Raw genomic sequence first — 20,646 nt, 5'->3', positions numbered from 1 at the left:
TACCCAAACAACTTCCTTGCTCAGGCTACACAAGCCCTGCTTTTGGACTAGGCTTATTAGGAATAATTAACCATGTGAGCCACGATTATGAGCCTAACCATTCGACAACGACTGTATATCCTTTCCTTGGTGCCCTTGCTCATCATAGCGTTAAGTATGATGTACTTTACTTTCAGTGAAACTCGCCTGCTCAGCCAAGAGCAAATGCGCAACACCCGCGAAGCGATGATGGAAATGAAACAGGCCGAGCTGAAATCCTATTTGCAAATCGCCGATACAGCCCTAACTCCGCTCAAAACTCGTCAAGCTTCATTGGATGAAGCGCTAACGGTATTGCGTGAAATCCAATTTGGGCAAAACGGTTACATCTTTGGCTACGATTCTCAAGGCACTCGCTTACTACTGGGTAAATCCACTAATGGATTGGGCGAGAATTTTATCAACATGCAAGACACCCAAGGTAACTATCTGATCCGAGACTTAATCAAAAACGCCAGAGTAGATCAGTTTACGACTTACTATTTCCCCAAACCAGGTGAACAAACGCCATTACCCAAGTTGAGTTATTCTGTTTATCTTCCTCAGTGGGATCTCACTATCGGTACCGGTTTTTATACTGATGATGTGGATGCAGAAATAGCCGCCATGGAAGCTCGTGCCGAACAGCAGCTCAAGCAAGTCATCTATACACTGAGCAGTATTACTCTCGTGATTGTCGTTTTGGTTGGCATCATGGCGATTCTTATTAATCGTAGCATCATGCACCCACTTGAACTGTTTGATCGTTCCATCAACTCTTTTGCTAGTGGTGATGCCGATCTCACGGCACGCATGGAGCGTTTCAGCGTTCCTGAATTTTCTAAGCTAAGCCAAAACTTCAACCGTTTTGTGGAAAGTCTGCAAAATATCATCAAACGGGTGAATCAAGTTGGGCAACAAGTCGTCGAAGAAACCAATGCGATGAGTGAGCGAGCAGCGCAAGTGGATAATTTAGCCTCTAACCAGCGAGAAGAAACCGAACAAGTGGCGACCGCGATGACCGAAATGACCACCACAGCGCAAGAAATTTCCAACAACGCCAATAATGCCGCCCAATCCGCCAAAGATGCTGAAAATAATGCAACCGATGTACATAACATAGTGAATGCCGCCGCTCGCTCAGTGCAAGCGTTGGCAGAAGAAGTCGCGGATGCTAGTAGTGTTATCGGAAAGCTCGAAGGTGATGTCAATAACATCACCTCCTCACTGGCTGTCATTCAAGACATTGCTGAACAGACCAACTTATTGGCACTGAACGCCGCAATCGAAGCGGCAAGGGCAGGAGAACAAGGACGCGGCTTCGCCGTGGTTGCTGATGAGGTACGTAAACTTGCCAGCCGTACTCAAGAGAGTACGCAAGAGATTCATACCATGATCCAGCAGTTAAAAGCGGGCTCAGATGCGGCCGTAAAAGCCATGGAATCGAGTCAACAACGCAGTATTACCACGGTTCGTGAAGCCAATGCGGCAGCCGAAGCGCTACAAAAAATCCAAGCGTCCATCGGGACAATTATGGATATGAACGCGCTCATTGCGACAGCAACCGAAGAGCAGAGCATTGTCGGTCAAGAAATCTCACAACGTATTGTGGTGATATCGGATCAAAGCAGTGAATCCGCGACACTCGCGAATCAAAACCGCCAAGGTAGCCAAACCTTGAATGGGCGTGCACATGAACTGTATGAGCTGGTGGCGCGCTTTAAGGTGTGAGTTGTTTACAGTGTAAATTGACTAAGAGAGACATAACTAACGAAAGAAAGCGCCTTGCATTAGGCGCTTTTTAATAAAAGAACTACTTACTGCCAGCATCTTTAATCGCTTTAATCAGCACCGAAGTATCCATTCGCCCTAGCCCTTGTTGTGAAAGGCCTTGATAGACAGTGAACGTGCTTTCTGTCATCGGTAGTCTCAGGCCTAACCGTGCAGCTTCATCCAGGCTGAAACCCAAATCTTTGATCATCCAATCAATCGCAAAGCCAAAATCAAACTTATCTTGACTCATGGTGAGCGCGCGATTTTCCATCTGCCAAGAGCCAGCAGCCCCATTTTTCAAACACGACACCAGCTTTGGAATATCCAGCCCGGCTTGCTCTGCCAACATAAGTCCTTCCGACAGACCATTCAGCACACCGGCAATACAGATCTGATTGACCATCTTAGCGCGCTGCCCCTGCCCTGCTTTCCCCATCAGTACAGAAGAACGTCCGTACGCGGCAAAAATCGGTTGCATCTCAGTAAAGAGTGCTTCATCGCCACCACACATAATGGTTAAAACACCATTTTCAGCCCCAACTTGACCACCAGAAACGGGCGCATCCATAAAACGTAAACCCGAGTGTTGCGCAGCCGCGGAAAGCTCTTCGGCAAGCAGTGCGGAGGTCGTGGTGTGATCGATCAATACTGCGCCCGGTTTCATCGCAGGTATAGCGCCTGGGGCTGCCGTGGTCATGCTGCGTACGTCATCATCATTCCCCACGCAAGTCAGCACCACATCCGCATCCTTAACGCATTCCGCGACGGTTTCAGCGTATTTACCACCAAACTGTTTCGCCCATGCTGCGGCTTTCGCTTGAGTACGGTTAAATACCGTTACCTCAAAACCGGCTTTCTGGAGATGACCCGCCATGGGATACCCCATCACACCTAATCCAATAAAGCTGACTTTCATCTTGTTCTCCTTATTGTTTTTGTTCTTATCCTAAAAGAAAAAGCCGAGCTTTCGCTCGGCTTTTAAGATAACGATTATTCGATATCCGCGTTGTGGTAAACCTGCTGTACGTCGTCGCAGTCATCCAGCATATCGAGGAACTTCTGGAATTTCTCTGCGTCTTCACCGCTCACTACTGTGCGGTTTTGTGGAACAAAAGTGATCTCTTCCACATCCAGAGTCAGGTCTGGGAATGCTTCGTTCAGAGCGGTTTTGACTTTGAAGAACTCAGTGTTGGGTGCAAACACAGTGATCACGCCATCTTCTAGTTCAATGTCTGTCACTTCTGCATCAGCCATCATCAGCGCTTCAAGAATCGCTTCTTCATCATCGCCTTGGAACTGGAAAACAGCTTGGTGATCAAACATATGCGCTACCACACCAGGTGTACCAATTTTCGCGCCTGTTTTCACAAAGCATTGACGAACGTCTTGGTAAGTACGGTTGCCGTTGTCACTCAGACAATCAACGATCACACTTGCGCCACCTGGGCCAAAGCCTTCGTAACGTGCTGGTTGGTAATCTTCACCTGCACCACCGCTAGCTTTATCCAGTGCTTTTTCAATAACGTGCGCTGGTACTTGGTCTTTTTTCGCTTTCGTGATCAGGTGACGAAGCGATAAGTTCATGTCAGGGTCAGTACCGCCGTTTTTCGCACAAACGTAAATCTCTTTACCGTATTTTGAGTAAACTTTAATTTTTGCGCCTTGAGTTTTCGCCATAGAGGCTTTGCGCACTTCAAAACTTCTTCCCATTGGGATGTTCTCTCTAATTCAATTTGTTGCGACGGATTTTAGCAGAAGGCTTGCTGTTTGCAATTTACCACCTGCAGAGCATAGACGCTACGCAACGCCCATCACTCTTTTGTACTTCTCTATCGACTGTTGAAACCACTGTTTTTCGCTTTCAGAAGCAATCTTGGCCATCTGCTTAGTGATCTCTTCCGGTCCTGATTTTACTTGCTTAAGTCGCCAAACAAGGAAAGAAGCTTGTTTATCAAGTTCTACTTTGTTTTTCTCTTCCGCACTCAGTAATGCAAGGTTGAAAGACATTAGTAAGCCCACAGTCAATAAAATCGTGAGGCGAAATATAGCATAGGAATGCAGAAAATTAAGAGTCAAAATGTTGCATTGACTGCTTCAAATCAACTAAACCAGTGAAAATAAGTAAGGGTGACCTCTGTCACCCTTAATCGATTTGGTTTGATGCCAAGCGCTAATGAAGTAATCCAAGCTCTTTGGCTTCCTCAATCGTTAGGCCACTTTCGCGTATCTCACGCAACGTTTCGATACGACGTCGAGCCTCTGCTGATTTTATGCTTTTGGCGGGTTTTAGTGACTCAACCTCTTCGACTGAATCCCATTTGTTGGTAATGCTCGTCATGTCATCATGGTCAATTGAATTAATGGACATAAATACCTCCGAAAAACCATGCTAGGAACAACTCATCTGTAGCAAAGGGGCGGTTCTTTGTTAAGTAGATTTAATCCGTATTGTGACTGTGGCAATACTTCAGAAATCTTATCTATTAAACTATAGATATTCTTTTTGCTAATCCCCAAACACATAGCTAAATTAGCTAACTTTCTTCCCAAGAATCATTCACTGCTACTCCATAACTCTTTCTTTTCACTCAGATCTCTGATTGCCATTTTTATTAACGGATATACCTAAACACTGTGGCGTTGCAGGCTGGGATATTCATCATTTGGCAAATGGATGAATATTGAGCCAAACTTTCGAGATGAGTGCCGAAGATCAATACAGCAGCTCAACAATGCAAGTTCTACTTGATCAAATCGGATCACATCATTTTGGGCAATAGGATCATGTGACATGAGTGAGTTACACCTCTGGTTGAGTGATGTTCATCAATGGTATCAAAGCAAGAATCGCGAGCATGTCGCCATGCTGCAGCCTTTGATCTTCAATGTTCCAGCGCAGATCTGGAATCCGAAATTGAGTGAGACACAGGGTAAAGCCATCGCCTGTTGGCTTGACGCTTGTTTGCGCCAATTTACTTACTATCGTGAAAGTGATGCAGAAAAAGCTTTACAGTACCTAAGCCTAGCTTATGGCCGTTTGCAGCTTTGTGCAGCTCAGCCTCTGTGTGATATAGAGCTGAAATCTTGGTGTATGCTACGTATGCAGCAATTGATGGTATTGAGCTTAGAATACCTGAACCAGCAACCAGATGGCCAACAGCAATCCGTCTCGCTCATTGAGGCACATGTGCAATTTATGGCGTTTCATGCTTGGAACGATGATCAAGGTAACTCTCCTCACAGAAATGATGGAGAAGAAACCCTTCTTTCTTGATCTACTCAAATTGCGGACAAAAAAATAGCGAGCTATTTAAACTCGCTAAAAAACATATGAGCCAATCTACAATCCATCAGATGGGACAAAAGGTTGTCTATTCGTGATCGAGTCTATCTACAGCAAGAGTGAAAAATGTCAGCATCTTGTCAGGTTTAGGTTACAAAAACGATGTGGATTCAACGCCACTTCTCACTCACCCGCCTGCTGCCATCTCATCAAGAGCACGATACACCGTTTCATCAATGTGTCCATCTTGAACCATTTTGCACACTTTACGACGCACAGCGAGACCTGCGATCAGCTTCTCGATCGAGAGATGTTTACTCTCATTTTGGCTGTTATATAGCTCTAGAAGCTTACTCAAGGTTGTATATTGGATCACATCATTCTCAACACGTAGCCAATCAAGCTTGTCAATCAGCTCTACACACTCTTCTTTAATCGAAGAAGGGGCATGTCCAGTCATAGCCGCTAAAGCCGTTATACTGCGTTCTAATGCCTCTGATGAGGTATAGCGTGATAAAGTAATGGTTATTTCGTCAGCATTGATCTCAACCAGATGCTTACGCAGCTTAACACGGCGCCCCAATCTTCCTCGTGGTGATGGTGCTTTACGTTGGATCGGCTCAAATTCACCATCAATAATGCTCGAAAGTTCAGCTAACTTTTGTTTGGAAACTAACTCATTACGTAATGGATTTGGCAAGGTTGGCGCCATATTGCGTTTCCCTGCGTTGGTGGTTTTCGCTCGCGAGTAACGCAGAACTTCTTCCACATCGCATTTGATATCCACTTGGTAATCCACCACTTTGCCTTTTTCTTCGATGCTTTTCACAGTCAAGTGGTAACCCCACAGATTGACCACAAATAGCTCCTCACTCCCCTTCCCTTCAGATAGACGACGAAGCTCGCGGATCAGATCCATAGAAAAACGTCGCCATTCGATGTTTCTGGCCAGTTTTTGGTTCAATTCACTGAGCATCATCACATCCGTATGACGACGTGACATACGACTACGGAAATATGAATAGAGCTGAAATACCAAGGTGTGCTGTTTCAAGATCTCCGGTGGAAATAGGAAGAAGTAATCACGCGTTAATAGCTCTTCAAAAAACGAAGGTTCCCAAACCAGAATGTACAGATTAGGTTTGATCTTGATCTCGCCATCACTCCCCTCCACAGGAGCCTCTTCCGAAGCAGTAATAGTGCGCGCTAAAAATCGGAAGCGATCGCTCTTAAAACCCTCTGGCATGTTCTCGCTGAGCCAACGGCCTGTCAATTCATGCAATTGAAAATCAGTAAACTCAATGCGATCAATACTGTCACGGATCGAATCACGAGCAGGTCCGCTGTCCTTTTTACCACGTAAGGAAAGAATATCCGTAATGTAGAGTGGTGTTTTGTTTGGTGCTTGTTTAGCATTGAAATGGTAATCGTCTTGATGATGATCATGGTATTGAACGGTTAGGGTAAACAGAGCAAACAAGGTCATCAAATCATCAACGGTCATAATGTTTTTTGATGATCGTGTTTCAATCACCGCACGGGTGCCTGATATTGAAACCATGGCTTTCTGGTAACTTTTCCGTGTGCGAGGTGGCGCTAATGCTTGATCAATGATCCCTGCCCAGTTTGTTGGTGAAACAACAAATTGCTCAGATTCATCTTTCATTGCAGGCGGAGTGTTCAAGCCATGTTCATGCAGTAAACGTTGATTGACTTGCGTTTGTGCTAATGCTTTAGAACGTTTTTGTTTTTCGTTTTGTTTAACCGATTCGGTTACTAAACTGGTTGATCCCAAGACAGAGATCAATTGATTAGGATTAATGAATCGGTGCAGCATGGTTTTACCCGCCAAACCTTCTTCAAATCGTACTGGGATTTGTTTAAATAATCCTGTTGCGACAGCGGCTCTTAAACGTTGTTGGATTGCCGCACGCGTGAGTTGGCCATCAGTGGCATCAATCAGTTCTGTTGTCGAAACTAAGCCATCTTTGCTACGTAATCCACGCAGTGAAATAAGGTTCAATAATTCAACGATGCTTTTCGTTACACCTTTGAAGTGCTGATACTGTTCAATCCAGTCAATTGCAGCTTCAGAAACTTCAAAAAGATGGCCATCTTTGTGAGTTCTTGGCAACTTGATCAAGAGTTTTTCTTCTGAGCTCATGGTTAGATTCGTATCACACTTACCGTAATATCATTGTAGTTCCAAGAGAATAAAGAAAAAGAGATCATAAATAAAGAAAAATTTGTTGTTTTTAAATAACTGATCTTTCTGATTAAAATGATTAATTATGATTAGATTGATCTAATGATCTGAATGAATATCGTGGCGTAAGGTTCTGTAATTTAAAGAGATTAATTTTAGCGCCTCAGAAGCATGATCATAAGTGTATTGAAACCATGATCAATGTGAGATCGAAAGCATGATCATTTTTTTCTTAAAGCATGATCACCTAAAGATCGTATCTATGATCAACAGCAAGCTCTAAGCATGATCAAGGTAGGAGCACAGTTTATCCACAGAACTCATTTCTCATTCTCTAATTTTGTGCGCATTCTATCTCGATACCTCGATTTTCTCTTCGGAAAGATGATCAAGAGCTAGCCCGATATTAGACTATTTCATAAAATACTTGCGGATTTTCTGTCGGATGGACGATTGGCTAAGATTGTTTTTCTCTGGCGCTAATTCTGTACTCGTGATGAAAGCATGATCATGGTGAGATGTTTGTGTGTCTACTTGTGACTTTCCTCTTTTTTCTGTAGAGAATTCTGGCTTGTTCGACTCGGAAGCCTTTCTCTATCTGACATTATCCGTAAGATAATCGAAAATTTACATGCTTCCGTACTTCATGAATACTTGATCATTGATCCGTAAAAGGATCATCAGAAAAGGATCTTTTTTAGCCTGTTTCTATACGGGATATTCTCTTGATCATCTTTCCTGATGATACCCCTTTCATTGGAAGCATGATCATGATGCTGCTCTTGATCATCGTTTCGGGAGTGTTTAAGTGATGGATTGAATTATTGAATCTCCATGTTTTGGTTTGGGTTTGGATGGAGATCTTAATCTAAATAGCATTGGCCGTAATTTGGCAACCGAATTCAATCGTTCCGTATCTAGTTACCGTGCCTTATGATTATCTCTACTTTACATTGTAAATAAGTGACGTCGTAATATTTAAAATTTAATAATTATCTACTTCTAATTACCTTCTTATTAAGAGTTATTTTTGATTAGTTCTTTTGTTCATTTGATATCAATTTTCTGTTAATACTCCAATATGTGTGATTTTAATTCATAGTTTTACGTTCACCTTTTTGTTGTTTTTTGTTGTTTATGTTGTACAATTAGTTTTAAGCCCTAATAATGGAAATTGGCAATGAAAAGAGAACAAACAATAGAGAATCTCTATCAGCTGGCACAACTCACCCAGCAAGTGCAGGCTGACCGTATTGAGATCGTATTAGAGGAGCGCCGTGATGAGCATTTTCCTCCAATGTCAAAAGCACTGATGGAAACGCGTTCAGGCTTAACTCGTCGCAAGCTCGATGAAGCGATTGCGAAGATGGAAGAAGCTGGCCATCAATTTACCAAAAATAATGCGAACCACTACTCTATCTCTCTTTCTGAAGCCCATATGTTAATGGATGCGGCGGGTGTGCCTAAGTTCCATGAGCGTAAAAAGAACAATGACAATAAGCCATGGATCATCAATGTGCAGAACCAGAAGGGTGGTACAGGTAAATCGATGACTGCGGTGCATTTAGCAGCTTGCTTAGCGCTGAATTTGGATAAACGTTATCGTATTTGTCTGATTGACTTAGATCCCCAAGGTTCACTGCGCTTATTTTTGAATCCACAAATCAGCCTTGCTGAGCACACCAATATCTACTCAGCTGTCGATATTATGTTGGATAACGTACCGGATGGTGTGGAGGTTGATACTGAATTCCTACGCAAAAACGTGATGCTACCGACTCAGTATCCGAATTTGAAAACCATTTCAGCATTCCCTGAGGATGCGATGTTTAATGCTGAGGCATGGCAGTATTTGTCACAAAATCAGTCATTAGACATTGTTCGTTTGCTTAAAGAGAAGTTGATCGACAAAATCTCTGGTGACTTTGACATCATCATGATTGATACCGGCCCACACGTTGATCCGCTGGTGTGGAACGCCATGTATGCATCGAATGCTTTACTGATTCCATGTGCCGCGAAGCGACTGGACTGGGCTTCAACGGTAAACTTCTTCCAGCATTTGCCAACGGTTTATGAAATGTTCCCTGAAGATTGGAAAGGGCTAGAATTTGTTCGTTTGATGCCGACTATGTTTGAGGATGACAACAAGAAGCAAGTTTCGGTGTTGACGGAAATGAACTATTTGCTTGGTGATCAGGTAATGATGGCTACCATCCCACGTAGCCGCGCTTTTGAAACCTGTGCTGATACCTATAGCACCGTGTTTGATTTGACTGTTAATGACTTTGAAGGCGGTAAAAAGACGCTAGCTACCGCTCAGGATGCGGTTCAGAAAAGTGCACTCGAGTTAGAGCGCGTCCTTCATTCTCATTGGTCATCACTTAATCAGGGGTAAGTAACTTATGGCAATTAAAACTTCTGACCTTAATGCAAAATTGTTTGGTAAGGCGGATAAACGCCGTGCAACAACGCCTGCAGAAGCGCAATCGGCTGCCAAAGCGCAAGCGCAGATGATTGAACTGGCTGTGGCGGGTGAAGAGATCGTCACTTTCGAGCTGATGCGTATTCCTGCACAGGAAGTGGCTGAAAAAACGGTGGTGTTTGCTCAAAATGCCCGCGAACAAGCCTTTTTAACGGAACATGCTCTATCCGATGTACTGACAACTCTGCGTGAGCGCGGTCAGCAGTATCCTGCTGTGGGTCGTAAAACGGCGGAAGGTAAGATAGAAGTTCTCGATGGTAGCCGTCGTCGAATGTCTTGTATCTTGGCGGGCAAAGAGTTTCTGGTGTATGTGGCGGAAAACATTAATGCTGAGCACGCCAAGTTTCTCTCTGATGTCGCAAACGCGCACAAGCCTCTTTCGCTTTATGAAAAAGGCAAGGAGATGCAGGCTAAACTCGATAGTGGTGAAGCGGAAGATCAAAAAGCCCTCGCGAAAATGTTTCAGTGCAGCGAAGCGTTAGTCAGTGGCGCTTTAAAAGCAGCTGCATTGCCGCTAGAACTTCTGCAAGCGTACCCAAGCGTAGTGGAGTTAGGCCGCCCAACTATAGTGAAATTGCATAAGCAGTTTAATGAGTTGAGTGAAACTCAGCGCGAACAGTTGTTGGCAAAATGCCACCAAGAAAATGGTTTTGTGTGGCAACAGTCTCAGGCTCAAGGGGTTTCCCGTATTACGAAAGAAGTCACGGAAACCATCGAAAGCTGGATTCAGGATGTGCTACCCCCTAAGCGTAATGAAACGCCTAAGGTTGAGCTGATCAAAGGCCGCGCAAGCTATGCGCGCAAAGGCAGTAATTTAGTGCTGAATTTGAAGAAGGTGGATGATGAGCTGATGCAAGACATTCTGGATTTTGTACAGTGCAAGCTAAATTAATTGCTGTTTCTAATGGTAAAGCCCGCAAAATGCGGGCTTTATTCGTTTTAGGCTTTGGAAATTATTGGTTTCTTAAGCGTTGCCAGTATTTTTCGTAGATTGCTAGAGTTTCAGGGCCTACGTCATTGATAAATTCACCTTTCTTCATATCTTCTTCAGATGGGAAAATGGTTGGGTTATCACGCAGCTCTGCGGGTAACAGTGCACGGCCACCTTTGGTTGCTGAGGCATAGCCAAGGCTTTTTACGATTTCAGCTTGGTTCTCTGGCTGATACATGAAGTTGATAAACTTGTGCGCTAACGGAATATTTTTGCTTCCAGAAGGGATAGTGAAGTTATCCATCCACAGTACAGCACCTTCTTCAGGCATTACAAATTTTAGCTCAGGCATTTCTACTTGGCCTTGGTAGGCGTTACCATTCCATTGCATGCCTAATGTTGCTTCACCAGAAACATAAGGAACGTGTGGAGCATCTGAGTTATACAGCAGTACGTTATTTTTTAGTGCTACGAGTGATTCGTATGCTTTTTTGATTTCATCTTCATTTTTGGTGTTAATGCTAAAGCCATTGAGCTTCAGAGCCATGCCAAAAACGTCACGAATATCATCGATCAGCATAACTTGTTGTTCATATTGCTTGTCCCACAGATCCGCCCACTTGGTGATACCGTTTGGCAGTGTCGCTGAGTTGTAGTAAAGGCCGGTAATTCCCCAAATGTAGGGGAGAGAATATTTGTTTTGGGGATCATGTGCCAAACCGAGTACCGTTGACATCGCATCTTTCATGTTCGGGATTTGGTTATGGTCGATTTCTGCCAGCAGCCCTTCACGGCCCATCTTTTCGATAAAATAAGCCGACGCGAACACCACATCATATCCAGTACCTTTCAGAAGTTTGAGTTTGGTGTACATTGACTCATTATTCTCAAAGGTTGAATAGTTAATAGTAACGCCTTCTTGTTTTTCAAAAGCTTTCAGCGAATTCTCTGGTAAGTAACCACCCCACGCATACACGTTGAGAGTTGGCTGTTCAGCATACACCTGAGAAGACGCAACAACGGCAGAAAGTACCAATCCTTTAATGAAAGTTTTCATTGCATTTTGATTCCTTTTTAACCCAGCCCAATGCTGGGGTTCGAGTGCATAATTAGTGAATTTTTTGTTGGGATAAAGCAAATATAATTTGTCGTTAAGAAAAAATATTTTAGCCTTCTATTAACAAAACCCTCGACTCCTTGTGATGTGTTTCAAGGCGTTACAGCGATCTGTCTGCATGTGCTAACATGACGCATCACTGATGGGATACGACTTGTTATGACTCAGCCACTCACTTATTTATTGCAACTTCATCAATTGGCTCAACAGCACCACACTCGCTTTGGGTGTTGGTTACGTGGTGAACCGCAATGGCAGTACCAATTACTTAACTCCTTGATTAGCCACTTTACCGAGCAATCGATATTTATGTTAGGCAATAGTGAGTGTGATGGTGTGACTTGTGTCGACTATCGCCAAGGTCAGCAATGGTTGGGGAAAGAATGTGAGCTCTTGATCTGTGATTTAAACCAAGGGTGGGATGCCAATAGTTTTAATGCAGCGCTCGGTACATTAGTAGGCGGTGGCATACTGATTGTGATGGGGGAGGCTCATTCACTTACCCCTGCAGCTCGTGGTTGGTTAGAAGTGGCCCTTGGTAAACTGTTGGTGATTTGTCCTCAGCAACTGCCTCTTCTGCCCGAAAGAGTGGCTAGCTCCTCTGCAATCCGCTATGAGCAGCAAGAGTTTGCGGTTGAGGGCATTATCAAAGTCGTGACTGGGCATCGTAAGCGACCTTTCATTTTAACGGCCGATCGCGGTCGAGGAAAAACCAGTGCTTTGGGGCTCGCAGCGGCGAAACTTATGCAAACGCGCAAGATGCGGATTTTAGTTACTGCTCCTGCGCTGACATCGGTTGAGCCACTTTTCATTCATGCGCAGCGTACACTCTTGCAAGCGAATGCCAAACGAGGCGATATACAGTGGGAGAATTCAACACTCCGCTTTATTGCTCCTGATGAACTGCTAAGAACTCAGCCTGAGTGTGATTTATTGTTGGTTGATGAAGCGGCGGCGTTACCCTTGCCTTTGCTGAAGCGTTTGGTGGAGGGGTATCATCGAGTCGTCTTCTCTTCAACGATTCATGGTTATGAAGGGTGTGGCCGTGGTTTTTCTCTCAAGTTTCAGCAATGGTTACAGCAACAGCGTCCGCAGATGCGTGCGCTGCATCTTGAGCAGCCAATTCGCTGGGCGCAAGCAGATGCATTGGAACAGTGGCAAAATCGAGTATTCTTGCTGCAAAGTGAGTTGGCTGAGCTTCCTGCCGCTCATACTCGATCGCCACTGCGTTTTTCTCCTTTGACCCAAGACACTGGCGTGCAGCAACCAGAGCGTTTAGCGCAAGTGTTTGCACTCTTGGTGAACGCTCACTATCAAACTTCACCCAATGATCTATTTTCTTTACTTGGTGATGAAGCGATGAGGCTGTTTACCGCTTATCATGGAGAGATCTGTGTGGGTTGTGTGCTCGCCGTTCGGGAAGGGGCGCTAGATGAAGGTTTAATTGAAGCGATACAATTGGGTACTCGCCGCCCGAAAGGGCATCTTGCACCGGTTACGCTCGCGAATCAATTGGGCATTACTGAAGCTGCGCGTCAATCTTGCTACCGTATTTTACGCATAGCCGTGCACCCTGATTGCCAACGTCAGGGCGTTGGTAGTCAATTACTGGAGCATTTTATTGAGCAGCATCCTGCGGATTATTACGCCACCAGCTTCGGGGTGAGTGATGATTTACTGCCTTTCTGGCTAAACAATCGATTTGTCCCTGTTAAATTTGGTTCGCATCGTGATCAAGCCAGTGGCTGCTATTCCCTCTTGATGGTGCATCAAAACTCACTGGCTTGGGTAGCTCAGGCTCAGCAGCAGTTTGGTGTGCATTGGGTATTTGAGTTGAGTGACTCGTTGAGAGAGTTAGAGCCAGAAATCATTCAACTGTTGCTGCCGTATGGTATTTCATCCCCCACTTCTCCGCGATGCCAAGTGCTAGTTGAACACTACGCGCAGGGTGGAGCTAATTATGAGAGTGTGGCTGTTTGGCTATTTGGGTGGCTTTGGGAGTATGCTGTATCGACAAACGAGCTTATCTCGCCTTTATTGATCAGTAAAATTCTACAGCGTAAAAGTTGGGCTGAGTGTGCTGAGCAATTTCAGTTCACGGGCAAGCGGCAAGTGGAGTCCGCTTTGCGCACAGATATTTTGGCTTTGCTCGGTGATTTACACTGTAAATAACCGAGGATTTCAATCCTACACTTTTATCTTCCTATCTCATTCACTCCGGGTTGGTTAGCGAATCCGGACATCCTTCTCTGAGCATTTCATGGTGGATGAAGGTATTTCCTTATTTGTGGAAGCGGCTGGTTCGTACTTTGTTTAGTAAAGTCGAAAGAATTAGGCCTTTCGTTGATAACTTTAATGAAGAGTTAAGGGATTCTTAAGTTAAGCGGATTACTTTTGACTTAGCGAGTAAGCAAAGGGAAACGCAGATGAACCATTTACCTTGTCATTCTGAACTGCAACTGGAAGTGATTACTTCAACGCATGTGCGTTGGAATGAAGCAACGTCACTGGTGCATGAGCGTTATCAACAAGCTTTCGATGCCCATCTCACCACGTTTATGCCTGCCTATTTAGCGTTGCTTGACCAAGCGGAAATGAAATCTGTGTGTGGGTTTCGGATTGCCGAGCATGAGCCGCTATTTTTAGAGCAATATCTTGATGAGCCTGCCGATGTGATTCTTTCTGAACGGTTTGCTTGTGCGATTGCCCGCGGTAAATTGATTGAATTTGGGCATCTCGCTTCATTTAGCCGCGGCTTATCCGCGTATCACTTCCGCTTAATTGCTCAGCAGCTTGTGGCTATGGGATTTGAGTGGTGTATTTTTACCGCGACCGATCCCTTACACGCTTTGATGCGTCGTTTCGGCTTACAGCCAACGTTGATTGCGAAAGCCTCTTCTGCCCGTATTCCCAATGCTACCCAAGTGTGGGGAACCTATTATCAGCACAGTCCGCGAATTTTGGCCGGAAATCTTGTGCAGGGGTGTGAGCGTTTAAATCAACTTGCCCTTAATCAAAAGCAAGCGTAAGGAATCAATGATGAACGCAATGATCACCGCGCTGCAGCAACATGCTCAGTACCAGCCACACAAATTGGCTTTTGTTGGACATAATGCGCAGCATGCCAGCGCGAGCTTGAGCTATTCGCAACTGTTCGAGAGAGTCAAACAAACTGCTGAGCACTTGCAGCAGTGGCAAGTGAAAAGTATGGCTCTACGTGCTGAAAACAGTGTGGATTGGGTGGTGATGGATTTGGCGGCAATGTGGTCACACATCGTCATGGTTCCCGTGCCTACTTTTTTTTCGCCTGAGCAAGTTTCACACCTGCTCAGTGAAGCTGAAGTGGATCTGTGTGTAGGTGATTGGCCTGAACTTGGTGCTTCAACTGAGCGATTGGATGAGTATCCTGCGTGGCGTTATTCAAGTGACAAGCTGAACCGCGTACTGCCTTATACACAAAAAATTACGTTCACTTCAGGTTCAACGGGCACTCCGAAAGGGGTTTGCTTGAGTGAGGAAAATCTAGTGCGAGTCTCGCTCGCGATTGCGAAACAGATGAGTGCGCAAGTCGAACAGCACTTAGTTATGTTGCCGTTATCAACGTTGTTAGAAAACATCACCGGAATTTATGTGCCTTTGTTGTTAGGAGTGACCTCGAACGTATTGTTTGGTGAAGAGGTTGGGCTATCAGGGTCTAGTCAATTTTCTCCGCTCCGCTTTGTACAGGCGTTGAGCCAATATCAACCTTCGAGTTTGGTGTTAACTCCAGCACTGTTAATGGCGCTGATCCATGTGGTAAAGCAAGCGCCAATGCTTGCTCAATCCTTGCAATGGGTGGCGGTTGGCGGCGCCCGTGTGGCTGCGGAACTTATCCACTCGGCTCGAGCATTGGGCATCCCTGCTTATGAAGGGTACGGATTGTCTGAGTGTGCTTCGGTCGTCAGTATGAACAGCCCACAACATGATCAACCGGGTAGTTGTGGCAAGCCACTGAGTCATTTACAAATCAAACTGGCTGAGGATGGGGAATTGTGGGTGCGTGGCAATAGCGCGCTCGGTTATATCGGTGAGCCTTTTAGTGATGAGTGGCTAGCCACGGGTGATCTGGCTACTCTTGATGATCATGGTTTTCTGAGCATTATCGGGCGTAAGAAGAATCTCATCATCACCTCTTTTGGGCGCAATATCGCACCAGAATGGATTGAATCTCACGCTCAGGTTTGGATGCCGGAATGCCGTGTCGTTGTCGTGGGTGATGACGAGGCCGGATTGACCGCGGTTATCGATCGACCACTACCTCAGATTGAACAACGAGTCGCGCAACTGAATCATAGCTTGCCGGACTATGCTCGTATCCAACATCTCTTGTTAGTGACTCAACCCAGTGCTTGGCATGCATGGCTCACCGCCAATGGTCGGCCTAAGCGTGCTTTGATTGAACAAGCACAGCGTGAGTTTCGCACCGGCGTGATTGCCCCTAATACGGATTGGCAGCGCCTATCGTTTGTTACCGCTATCTCTTCACCACTAGGAGAATGATCATGACTTCGTTTTTTCAACGTTTACAAATTGAGACTCAAGCTGCCCAACAGCAGATGTTACAAGCTCCGGTGTTTGAAGCCTGTGCACGAGGTGAAATTACATTGGAGATGTACCTGCGCTTTTTGACTCAAGCCTATCACCATGTGAAACACACAGTGCCACTGTTGATGGCGTGTGGTAGCCGATTGAGTGATCGCTATGAATGGGTACGGATTGCGATTGCCGACTACATTGATGAAGAAAAAGGGCACCAAGAATGGATACTGAACGACATACGTGCCTGCGGTGGCGATGCTCAATCGGTGCGCTTAAATCAAGGGGAAGGGCGCGTCAGCACGCCGATCGAATTCATGGTCGCCTATTTATATCACCAAATTGATCGGGCAAACCCACTCGGGTTATTTGGTATGGTTTGGGTGCTGGAAGGAACCAGTGTTGGAGTGGGTGGCAATATGGCACGCATGGTTAAACAACAGCTTAATCTGCTGGATAACGCGCTGAGTTATCTCACGTCACACAGCGAGCTTGATAAGGACCACATACAGTTTTTTGAATCTTTGATGAATAAGATCACGGCGGAAGAAGATCAACAAGCCATTATCCATTCGGCGAATCAAGTGTTTTATCTGTATGGGCAAATGTTGCGTGAGTTAATTCCACAAACTCAGCAAAAGGCCGCTTAGGAGCAAACCATGGATATTAAGCAGCAGTACGTGTTGTTAACGGGGGCATCCGGCGGTATTGGGCAGAAAATTGCCCATACTTTGGCACAAAGTGGAGCTTGGCTGATTTTAGTGGGGCGTGACACTCAAAAGCTGGAAGCGTTGCGTCAATCACTGCTGCTGCCGGAAAAGCACCTCATCCTAAGTGCCGATTTGAGCAAGGACGAAGGGATTGAGCAATTAGAGAAGCTGGCAGAGCAGATTAATCAACGCCAACAACGGATCAGTGTGGTGATTAACAATGCCGGTACGAACCAATTTTGCCTCTTTGCCCGTCGCTCAATGGCATCATTACAACACGAGCTAGTGCTCAATCTGCTGACTCCTATCCACATCACCCATATGGCGTTGCGTTGGGCAAGTAAACCAGAATTGATAGTGAATATTGGCTCAAGCTTCGGGGCGATTGGGTATCCCGGCTATGCCACTTACTGTGCGGCCAAAGCAGGTTTACATCGTTTTAGCGAAGCGATGAATCGTGAGCTTGATGGCTCAGGCGTGAAAGTGCTTTACCTTGCCCCCCGAGCGACCAATACCGCATTAAACAGCGAAGCGGTTCAGCAACTGAATCGAGCGCTTGGCAATCATTGTGATGAGCCTGAAGTCGTCGCAGAACAAGTGAAGAAAATGATTGAAACGGAGCAAAGTGTGTTGTGGATGGGGTGGCCGGAAAAGCTATTTGTACGCCTCAATCAACTGCTGCCGAGTGTGGTTTCCAACGCCATAAAAAAGCAGCAACACATTCTATTATCGTATTTAAACCGCTAAAGCCTTATATCGCAGAGGTGAATAATCATCAAAGCGTGATAGTTCAAGGAGATCGAATGATGAACACTATGTTTAAATGGATCGGCATCAGCGCCCTGTTTGTTGGCAGCATATCCACCGCGTATGCCATCACACCGCTAGAGCAAGCTCAGATGGATTGGGCTAAATGCCAGTACCAAACACCTTCGGCTGATGACCAAGAGAGCTGTTTTGAGCGTGCCATTGCTCGCACCCGCTTAGCGCTGGATTTGGCACGAGATAACTCAGAACTCAAAGTGTGGCTCGCGATCAACCTCTCCTCACTGGCAGGTGTCAAAGGTGGCTTGGGCGCGCTATCTTTAGTGAAAGAAGCCAAAAGTTTGTATGAAGACGTGATCGCGCAAGCGCCTAATACACTGGATGGTTCGGCATTGACCAGTTTAGGCACGTTATATTACAAAGTGCCAGGTTGGCCAGTCTCGTTTGGTGACGATAAAAAAGCCGAACAGTTATTAAAACAAGCTTTGGTGGTTAATCCCAATGGCATTGATGCCAACTATTTCTATGGTGATTTTTTAGTGCAGCAAGGGCGTAATACCGAAGCAAAACCCTATTTGCTGCAAGCGCAGCAAGCACCCGCCAGACCCAATCGCGCGGTAGCGGATGCTGGGCGGCAGAAAGAGATCGCCCATTTATTGGAGAGCATTAAGTAAATTATGCGTTTATTACTGGTTGAAGATGACACCTTGCTTGGCGAATCCATGCAAGAGGCTTTGAGTCGGCAAGGATATACGGTTGATTGGTTGGAACGAGGTGGCGGTGTCGTCAGTGCTTTGAAAACCGAGCAATTTACTGCGCTGATTCTGGATCTTACTTTGCCGGATATGGATGGATTAGAAGTGCTCCGCCAAATCCGGCGAGCAGGATACAGTTTGCCAGTCATGATCTTGACCGCTCGTGACGACATTAGCGATCGAGTCAAAGGTCTGGATGGTGGGGCCGATGAGTACATCGGCAAGCCTTTTGCGCTAGAAGAATTGTTGGCTCGTTTAAGGCTGATTATTCGCCGTAGCACAGGGAGTGCAGAAGCACTGATTTCAGCGGGTGAGTTAAATCTCTCACTCTCAAAACAAGAAATCTACTATGCTCAACAGGCACTGAAATTGACGCGTAATGAATACAAAATACTGGCGAGCCTAATGACTCAAGCTGGACGAGTGATGAGCAAAGAGCTGTTACAGCAAGCACTCCACGGTTGGGACGAAGGCAGCAGTGACAATGCGATTGAAGTGCATATCCACAATTTACGCAAAAAATTGCCAGATAATCTGATCAGAAACGTACGCGGTGTGGGGTACATGATTGAAAAATAAACCTCTATTTTCAATTAAACGCCGTCTTACTCTGACCTCAGTCTTGCTCAGCTCAGGGTTGATGCTGATTTCGCTCTATTTCAGTTATACCAATGCCAAGCATGAAGTCGAAGAGGTGTATGACGCACGTCTTGGACAATCGGCCAAATTATTACTCATGGCCACTTCTGTGTCCGGAAACGAGTTTTCTGCTCAAAATCAACGTGAACATTTTGATCTGTGGATGCAGCATATTCAGCGCCTTGCTAAATCCAAGGATGAATCGGCTACCCAGTTTGGGCATCCCTATGAGCAGTATCTGCTGTTTCAGTTTTATCGCGATGGCAAGTTACTGTTTAGCTCGGATGCACGTATGCCGGCATTGAGCTCCAATCGAGATGCGATTGGCTTTGCGGATATCACTCTCAATAGTGAGGATTGGCGCTATTTTCAGCTCACGCAACCGAGCCAAGGAGAGAGTAAAGAGTACATAGTGGTTGCCGAAAAACAGCGGATCCGTGATGAAGCGATCAATGAGATAGCTACTTCAACCGCGCTTCCCCAGTTCATTTTGATTTTCTGTCTGATCATCGTATTGATTGTGCTGATTGAGCGCAGTTTCCAACCGATACAGTCACTCAAATCGGCAATTGCGATTCGCAGTGTACATAAGCTTGATCGCATTTATGTCGAAGAACCCACCGTTGAATTATCCCCACTCGTTGAAACACTCAATGAACTGCTCAGCGAATTGGAACAGGCGTGGCAGCGAGAAAAGCGCTTCACTCGTATGGCTGCGCATGAGCTGAAAACACCGCTCACCGTATTAAGACTTAATGCAGAAAATGCGCTACTGAGTACCAATCCAGAGCAGCTTAAACACGATTTAAGTCGGATCTTAAAAGGGATTGAACGTACCGATCGACTCATTCAACAGCTTTTGATGTTGGCGAAAGTGGAGAGTACCCATACCCTCACTAAACAGCCTGTTGACCTCGCGAATGTGATCAAGCAGGTAATTGCTGACCTTGCACCTATGGCATTTAAACAAGATCAACAATTGAGTTTTAGTGGTGAAAGCCCTCGGCTTTGGGGGGATGAGTTACTGCTCGGGATCTTATTTAAAAACTTGCTCGATAACGCTATTCGCTATTCTGGCGATTCCAGTTCGATAGAAGTACAACTTAGTCACCATGATGGGGAGATCGAGGTTAGGGTGTCGGATACTGGCGCCGCCATCGATGAACTGACCCGCGAAAAAATGTTTGATAATTTCTATCGTGCAAACAGCCAAAAAGGTGATGGTGCAGGGCTTGGCATGTCCATTTGTTGGGATATTGCGGCATTACATGATGGCGAAGTGAAGCTTCTCCCTCGCACCGATGACCGAAATACGTTCCTAGTGCGTTTTCGTGATATTGAGTGATAGGAAAAACGCCTGACAAGGAACAACCCTGTCAGGCGTTTAGT

The 20,646-nt window shown here is 45.5% G+C and carries 17 protein-coding genes and 1 pseudogene; 12 read left to right on the top strand and 6 right to left on the bottom strand.

Annotated features, from left to right (window positions below):
* Positions 1-87 precede the first annotated feature (87 nt).
* Positions 88-1,749, top strand: coding sequence for a methyl-accepting chemotaxis protein (locus tag VOA_RS08965; RefSeq protein WP_032468235.1), 1,662 nt, complete (start codon positions 88-90; stop codon positions 1,747-1,749).
* An 82-nt stretch (positions 1,750-1,831) separates the two neighbouring features.
* Here the strand turns inward: VOA_RS08965 and VOA_RS08970 are convergent.
* The 4 genes and pseudogenes from VOA_RS08970 to VOA_RS08985 all read right to left on the bottom strand — a co-directional run.
* Positions 1,832-2,734: pseudogene (locus VOA_RS08970) on the bottom strand (NAD(P)-dependent oxidoreductase); the annotation flags it as partial.
* Positions 2,735-2,781: 47 nt separating this feature from the next.
* The gene (locus tag VOA_RS08975) at positions 2,782-3,501 is read right to left on the bottom strand and encodes a YebC/PmpR family DNA-binding transcriptional regulator (protein ID WP_000533703.1); all 720 of its coding nucleotides are present in this window, start codon (positions 3,499-3,501) and stop codon (positions 2,782-2,784) included.
* Between the two features lie 87 nt (positions 3,502-3,588).
* Positions 3,589-3,798 carry a DUF3283 family protein gene (locus VOA_RS08980; protein WP_000009500.1) on the bottom strand — a complete coding sequence of 70 codons (210 nt, stop codon included), beginning with the start codon at positions 3,796-3,798 and terminating at the stop codon, positions 3,589-3,591.
* A 163-nt stretch (positions 3,799-3,961) separates the two neighbouring features.
* Complete coding sequence (locus VOA_RS08985; RefSeq protein WP_000026552.1) at positions 3,962-4,159, bottom strand: PA3496 family putative envelope integrity protein; 198 nt, start codon at positions 4,157-4,159, stop codon at positions 3,962-3,964.
* Between the two features lie 423 nt (positions 4,160-4,582).
* Here VOA_RS08985 and VOA_RS08990 point away from each other — a divergent pair, with 423 nt between their 5' ends.
* Positions 4,583-5,065, top strand: coding sequence for a hypothetical protein (locus VOA_RS08990; RefSeq protein WP_001292188.1), 483 nt, complete (start codon positions 4,583-4,585; stop codon positions 5,063-5,065).
* A 196-nt stretch (positions 5,066-5,261) separates the two neighbouring features.
* On the opposite strand, the gene VOA_RS08995 is transcribed toward VOA_RS08990, so the two are convergent.
* Positions 5,262-7,238 (bottom strand): replication initiator protein RctB domain-containing protein, encoded by a 1,977-nt coding sequence (locus VOA_RS08995; protein ID WP_000093506.1) that lies wholly within the window; start codon positions 7,236-7,238, stop codon positions 5,262-5,264.
* 1,222 nt (positions 7,239-8,460) lie between these two features.
* Here VOA_RS08995 and VOA_RS09000 point away from each other — a divergent pair.
* Positions 8,461-9,678 (top strand): AAA family ATPase, encoded by a 1,218-nt coding sequence (locus VOA_RS09000; protein ID WP_000817995.1) that lies wholly within the window; start codon positions 8,461-8,463, stop codon positions 9,676-9,678.
* Between the two features lie 7 nt (positions 9,679-9,685).
* The gene (locus VOA_RS09005) at positions 9,686-10,657 is read left to right on the top strand and encodes a ParB/RepB/Spo0J family partition protein (RefSeq protein ID WP_000985770.1); all 972 of its coding nucleotides are present in this window, start codon (positions 9,686-9,688) and stop codon (positions 10,655-10,657) included.
* A gap of 61 nt (positions 10,658-10,718) precedes the next feature.
* Here the strand turns inward: VOA_RS09005 and VOA_RS09010 are convergent, their stop codons facing one another.
* Positions 10,719-11,753: an ABC transporter substrate-binding protein gene (locus tag VOA_RS09010; RefSeq protein WP_000846693.1), complete on the bottom strand. Its 1,035-nt coding sequence runs from the start codon at positions 11,751-11,753 to the stop codon at positions 10,719-10,721.
* 219 nt (positions 11,754-11,972) lie between these two features.
* Here VOA_RS09010 and VOA_RS09015 point away from each other — a divergent pair, with 219 nt between their 5' ends.
* The 8 genes from VOA_RS09015 (at position 11,973) to VOA_RS09050 (ending at position 20,602) form a co-directional block, all read left to right on the top strand.
* A complete protein-coding gene (locus VOA_RS09015; RefSeq protein ID WP_000193424.1) occupies positions 11,973-13,985 on the top strand; it encodes a tRNA(Met) cytidine acetyltransferase TmcA in 2,013 nt (670 codons plus the stop codon).
* Positions 13,986-14,239: 254 nt separating this feature from the next.
* Positions 14,240-14,842: a thermostable hemolysin gene (locus VOA_RS09020; protein ID WP_001016204.1), complete on the top strand. Its 603-nt coding sequence runs from the start codon at positions 14,240-14,242 to the stop codon at positions 14,840-14,842.
* Positions 14,843-14,852: 10 nt separating this feature from the next.
* A complete protein-coding gene (locus VOA_RS09025; RefSeq protein ID WP_000993198.1) occupies positions 14,853-16,352 on the top strand; it encodes an AMP-dependent synthetase/ligase in 1,500 nt (499 codons plus the stop codon).
* A gap of 2 nt (positions 16,353-16,354) precedes the next feature.
* A complete protein-coding gene (locus tag VOA_RS09030; protein WP_000200303.1) occupies positions 16,355-17,038 on the top strand; it encodes a TenA family transcriptional regulator in 684 nt (227 codons plus the stop codon).
* 9 nt (positions 17,039-17,047) lie between these two features.
* The gene (locus tag VOA_RS09035) at positions 17,048-17,845 is read left to right on the top strand and encodes an SDR family oxidoreductase (RefSeq protein ID WP_000351949.1); all 798 of its coding nucleotides are present in this window, start codon (positions 17,048-17,050) and stop codon (positions 17,843-17,845) included.
* A 59-nt stretch (positions 17,846-17,904) separates the two neighbouring features.
* Positions 17,905-18,537 carry a tetratricopeptide repeat protein gene (locus VOA_RS09040; RefSeq protein WP_032468260.1) on the top strand — a complete coding sequence of 211 codons (633 nt, stop codon included), beginning with the start codon at positions 17,905-17,907 and terminating at the stop codon, positions 18,535-18,537.
* A 3-nt stretch (positions 18,538-18,540) separates the two neighbouring features.
* The gene (locus VOA_RS09045) at positions 18,541-19,197 is read left to right on the top strand and encodes a response regulator (protein WP_001238032.1); all 657 of its coding nucleotides are present in this window, start codon (positions 18,541-18,543) and stop codon (positions 19,195-19,197) included.
* Positions 19,198-19,258: 61 nt separating this feature from the next.
* The gene (locus VOA_RS09050; protein WP_009355934.1) at positions 19,259-20,602 is read left to right on the top strand and encodes an ATP-binding protein; all 1,344 of its coding nucleotides are present in this window, start codon (positions 19,259-19,261) and stop codon (positions 20,600-20,602) included.
* Positions 20,603-20,646: the final 44 nt, after the last annotated feature.

This window comes from Vibrio sp. RC586, from assembly GCF_000176715.1.
GTDB lineage: Bacteria > Pseudomonadota > Gammaproteobacteria > Enterobacterales > Vibrionaceae > Vibrio.
This window is presented reverse-complemented; position numbering and strand designations above follow the sequence as displayed.

What these genes read in the sequence shown, in the direction of transcription:
- VOA_RS09035 (WP_000351949.1), top strand. Translation starts at nt 17,048, where the DNA reads ATGGATATTAAGCAGCAGTACGTGTTGTTAACGGGGGCATCCGGCGGT.
- VOA_RS09020 (WP_001016204.1), top strand. Translation starts at nt 14,240, where the DNA reads ATGAACCATTTACCTTGTCATTCTGAACTGCAACTGGAAGTGATTACT.
- VOA_RS09045 (WP_001238032.1), top strand. Translation starts at nt 18,541, where the DNA reads ATGCGTTTATTACTGGTTGAAGATGACACCTTGCTTGGCGAATCCATG.
- VOA_RS09030 (WP_000200303.1), top strand. Translation starts at nt 16,355, where the DNA reads ATGACTTCGTTTTTTCAACGTTTACAAATTGAGACTCAAGCTGCCCAA.
- VOA_RS09050 (WP_009355934.1), top strand. Translation starts at nt 19,259, where the DNA reads ATGCTGATTTCGCTCTATTTCAGTTATACCAATGCCAAGCATGAAGTC.
- VOA_RS09010 (WP_000846693.1), bottom strand. Translation starts at nt 11,753, where the DNA reads ATGAAAACTTTCATTAAAGGATTGGTACTTTCTGCCGTTGTTGCGTCT.
- VOA_RS09040 (WP_032468260.1), top strand. Translation starts at nt 17,905, where the DNA reads ATGAACACTATGTTTAAATGGATCGGCATCAGCGCCCTGTTTGTTGGC.
- VOA_RS08980 (WP_000009500.1), bottom strand. Translation starts at nt 3,798, where the DNA reads ATGTCTTTCAACCTTGCATTACTGAGTGCGGAAGAGAAAAACAAAGTA.
- VOA_RS09025 (WP_000993198.1), top strand. Translation starts at nt 14,853, where the DNA reads ATGAACGCAATGATCACCGCGCTGCAGCAACATGCTCAGTACCAGCCA.
- VOA_RS08990 (WP_001292188.1), top strand. Translation starts at nt 4,583, where the DNA reads ATGAGTGAGTTACACCTCTGGTTGAGTGATGTTCATCAATGGTATCAA.
- VOA_RS08985 (WP_000026552.1), bottom strand. Translation starts at nt 4,159, where the DNA reads ATGTCCATTAATTCAATTGACCATGATGACATGACGAGCATTACCAAC.
- VOA_RS09000 (WP_000817995.1), top strand. Translation starts at nt 8,461, where the DNA reads ATGAAAAGAGAACAAACAATAGAGAATCTCTATCAGCTGGCACAACTC.
- VOA_RS08965 (WP_032468235.1), top strand. Translation starts at nt 88, where the DNA reads ATGAGCCTAACCATTCGACAACGACTGTATATCCTTTCCTTGGTGCCC.
- VOA_RS09015 (WP_000193424.1), top strand. Translation starts at nt 11,973, where the DNA reads ATGACTCAGCCACTCACTTATTTATTGCAACTTCATCAATTGGCTCAA.
- VOA_RS08995 (WP_000093506.1), bottom strand. Translation starts at nt 7,238, where the DNA reads ATGAGCTCAGAAGAAAAACTCTTGATCAAGTTGCCAAGAACTCACAAA.
- VOA_RS08975 (WP_000533703.1), bottom strand. Translation starts at nt 3,501, where the DNA reads ATGGGAAGAAGTTTTGAAGTGCGCAAAGCCTCTATGGCGAAAACTCAA.
- VOA_RS09005 (WP_000985770.1), top strand. Translation starts at nt 9,686, where the DNA reads ATGGCAATTAAAACTTCTGACCTTAATGCAAAATTGTTTGGTAAGGCG.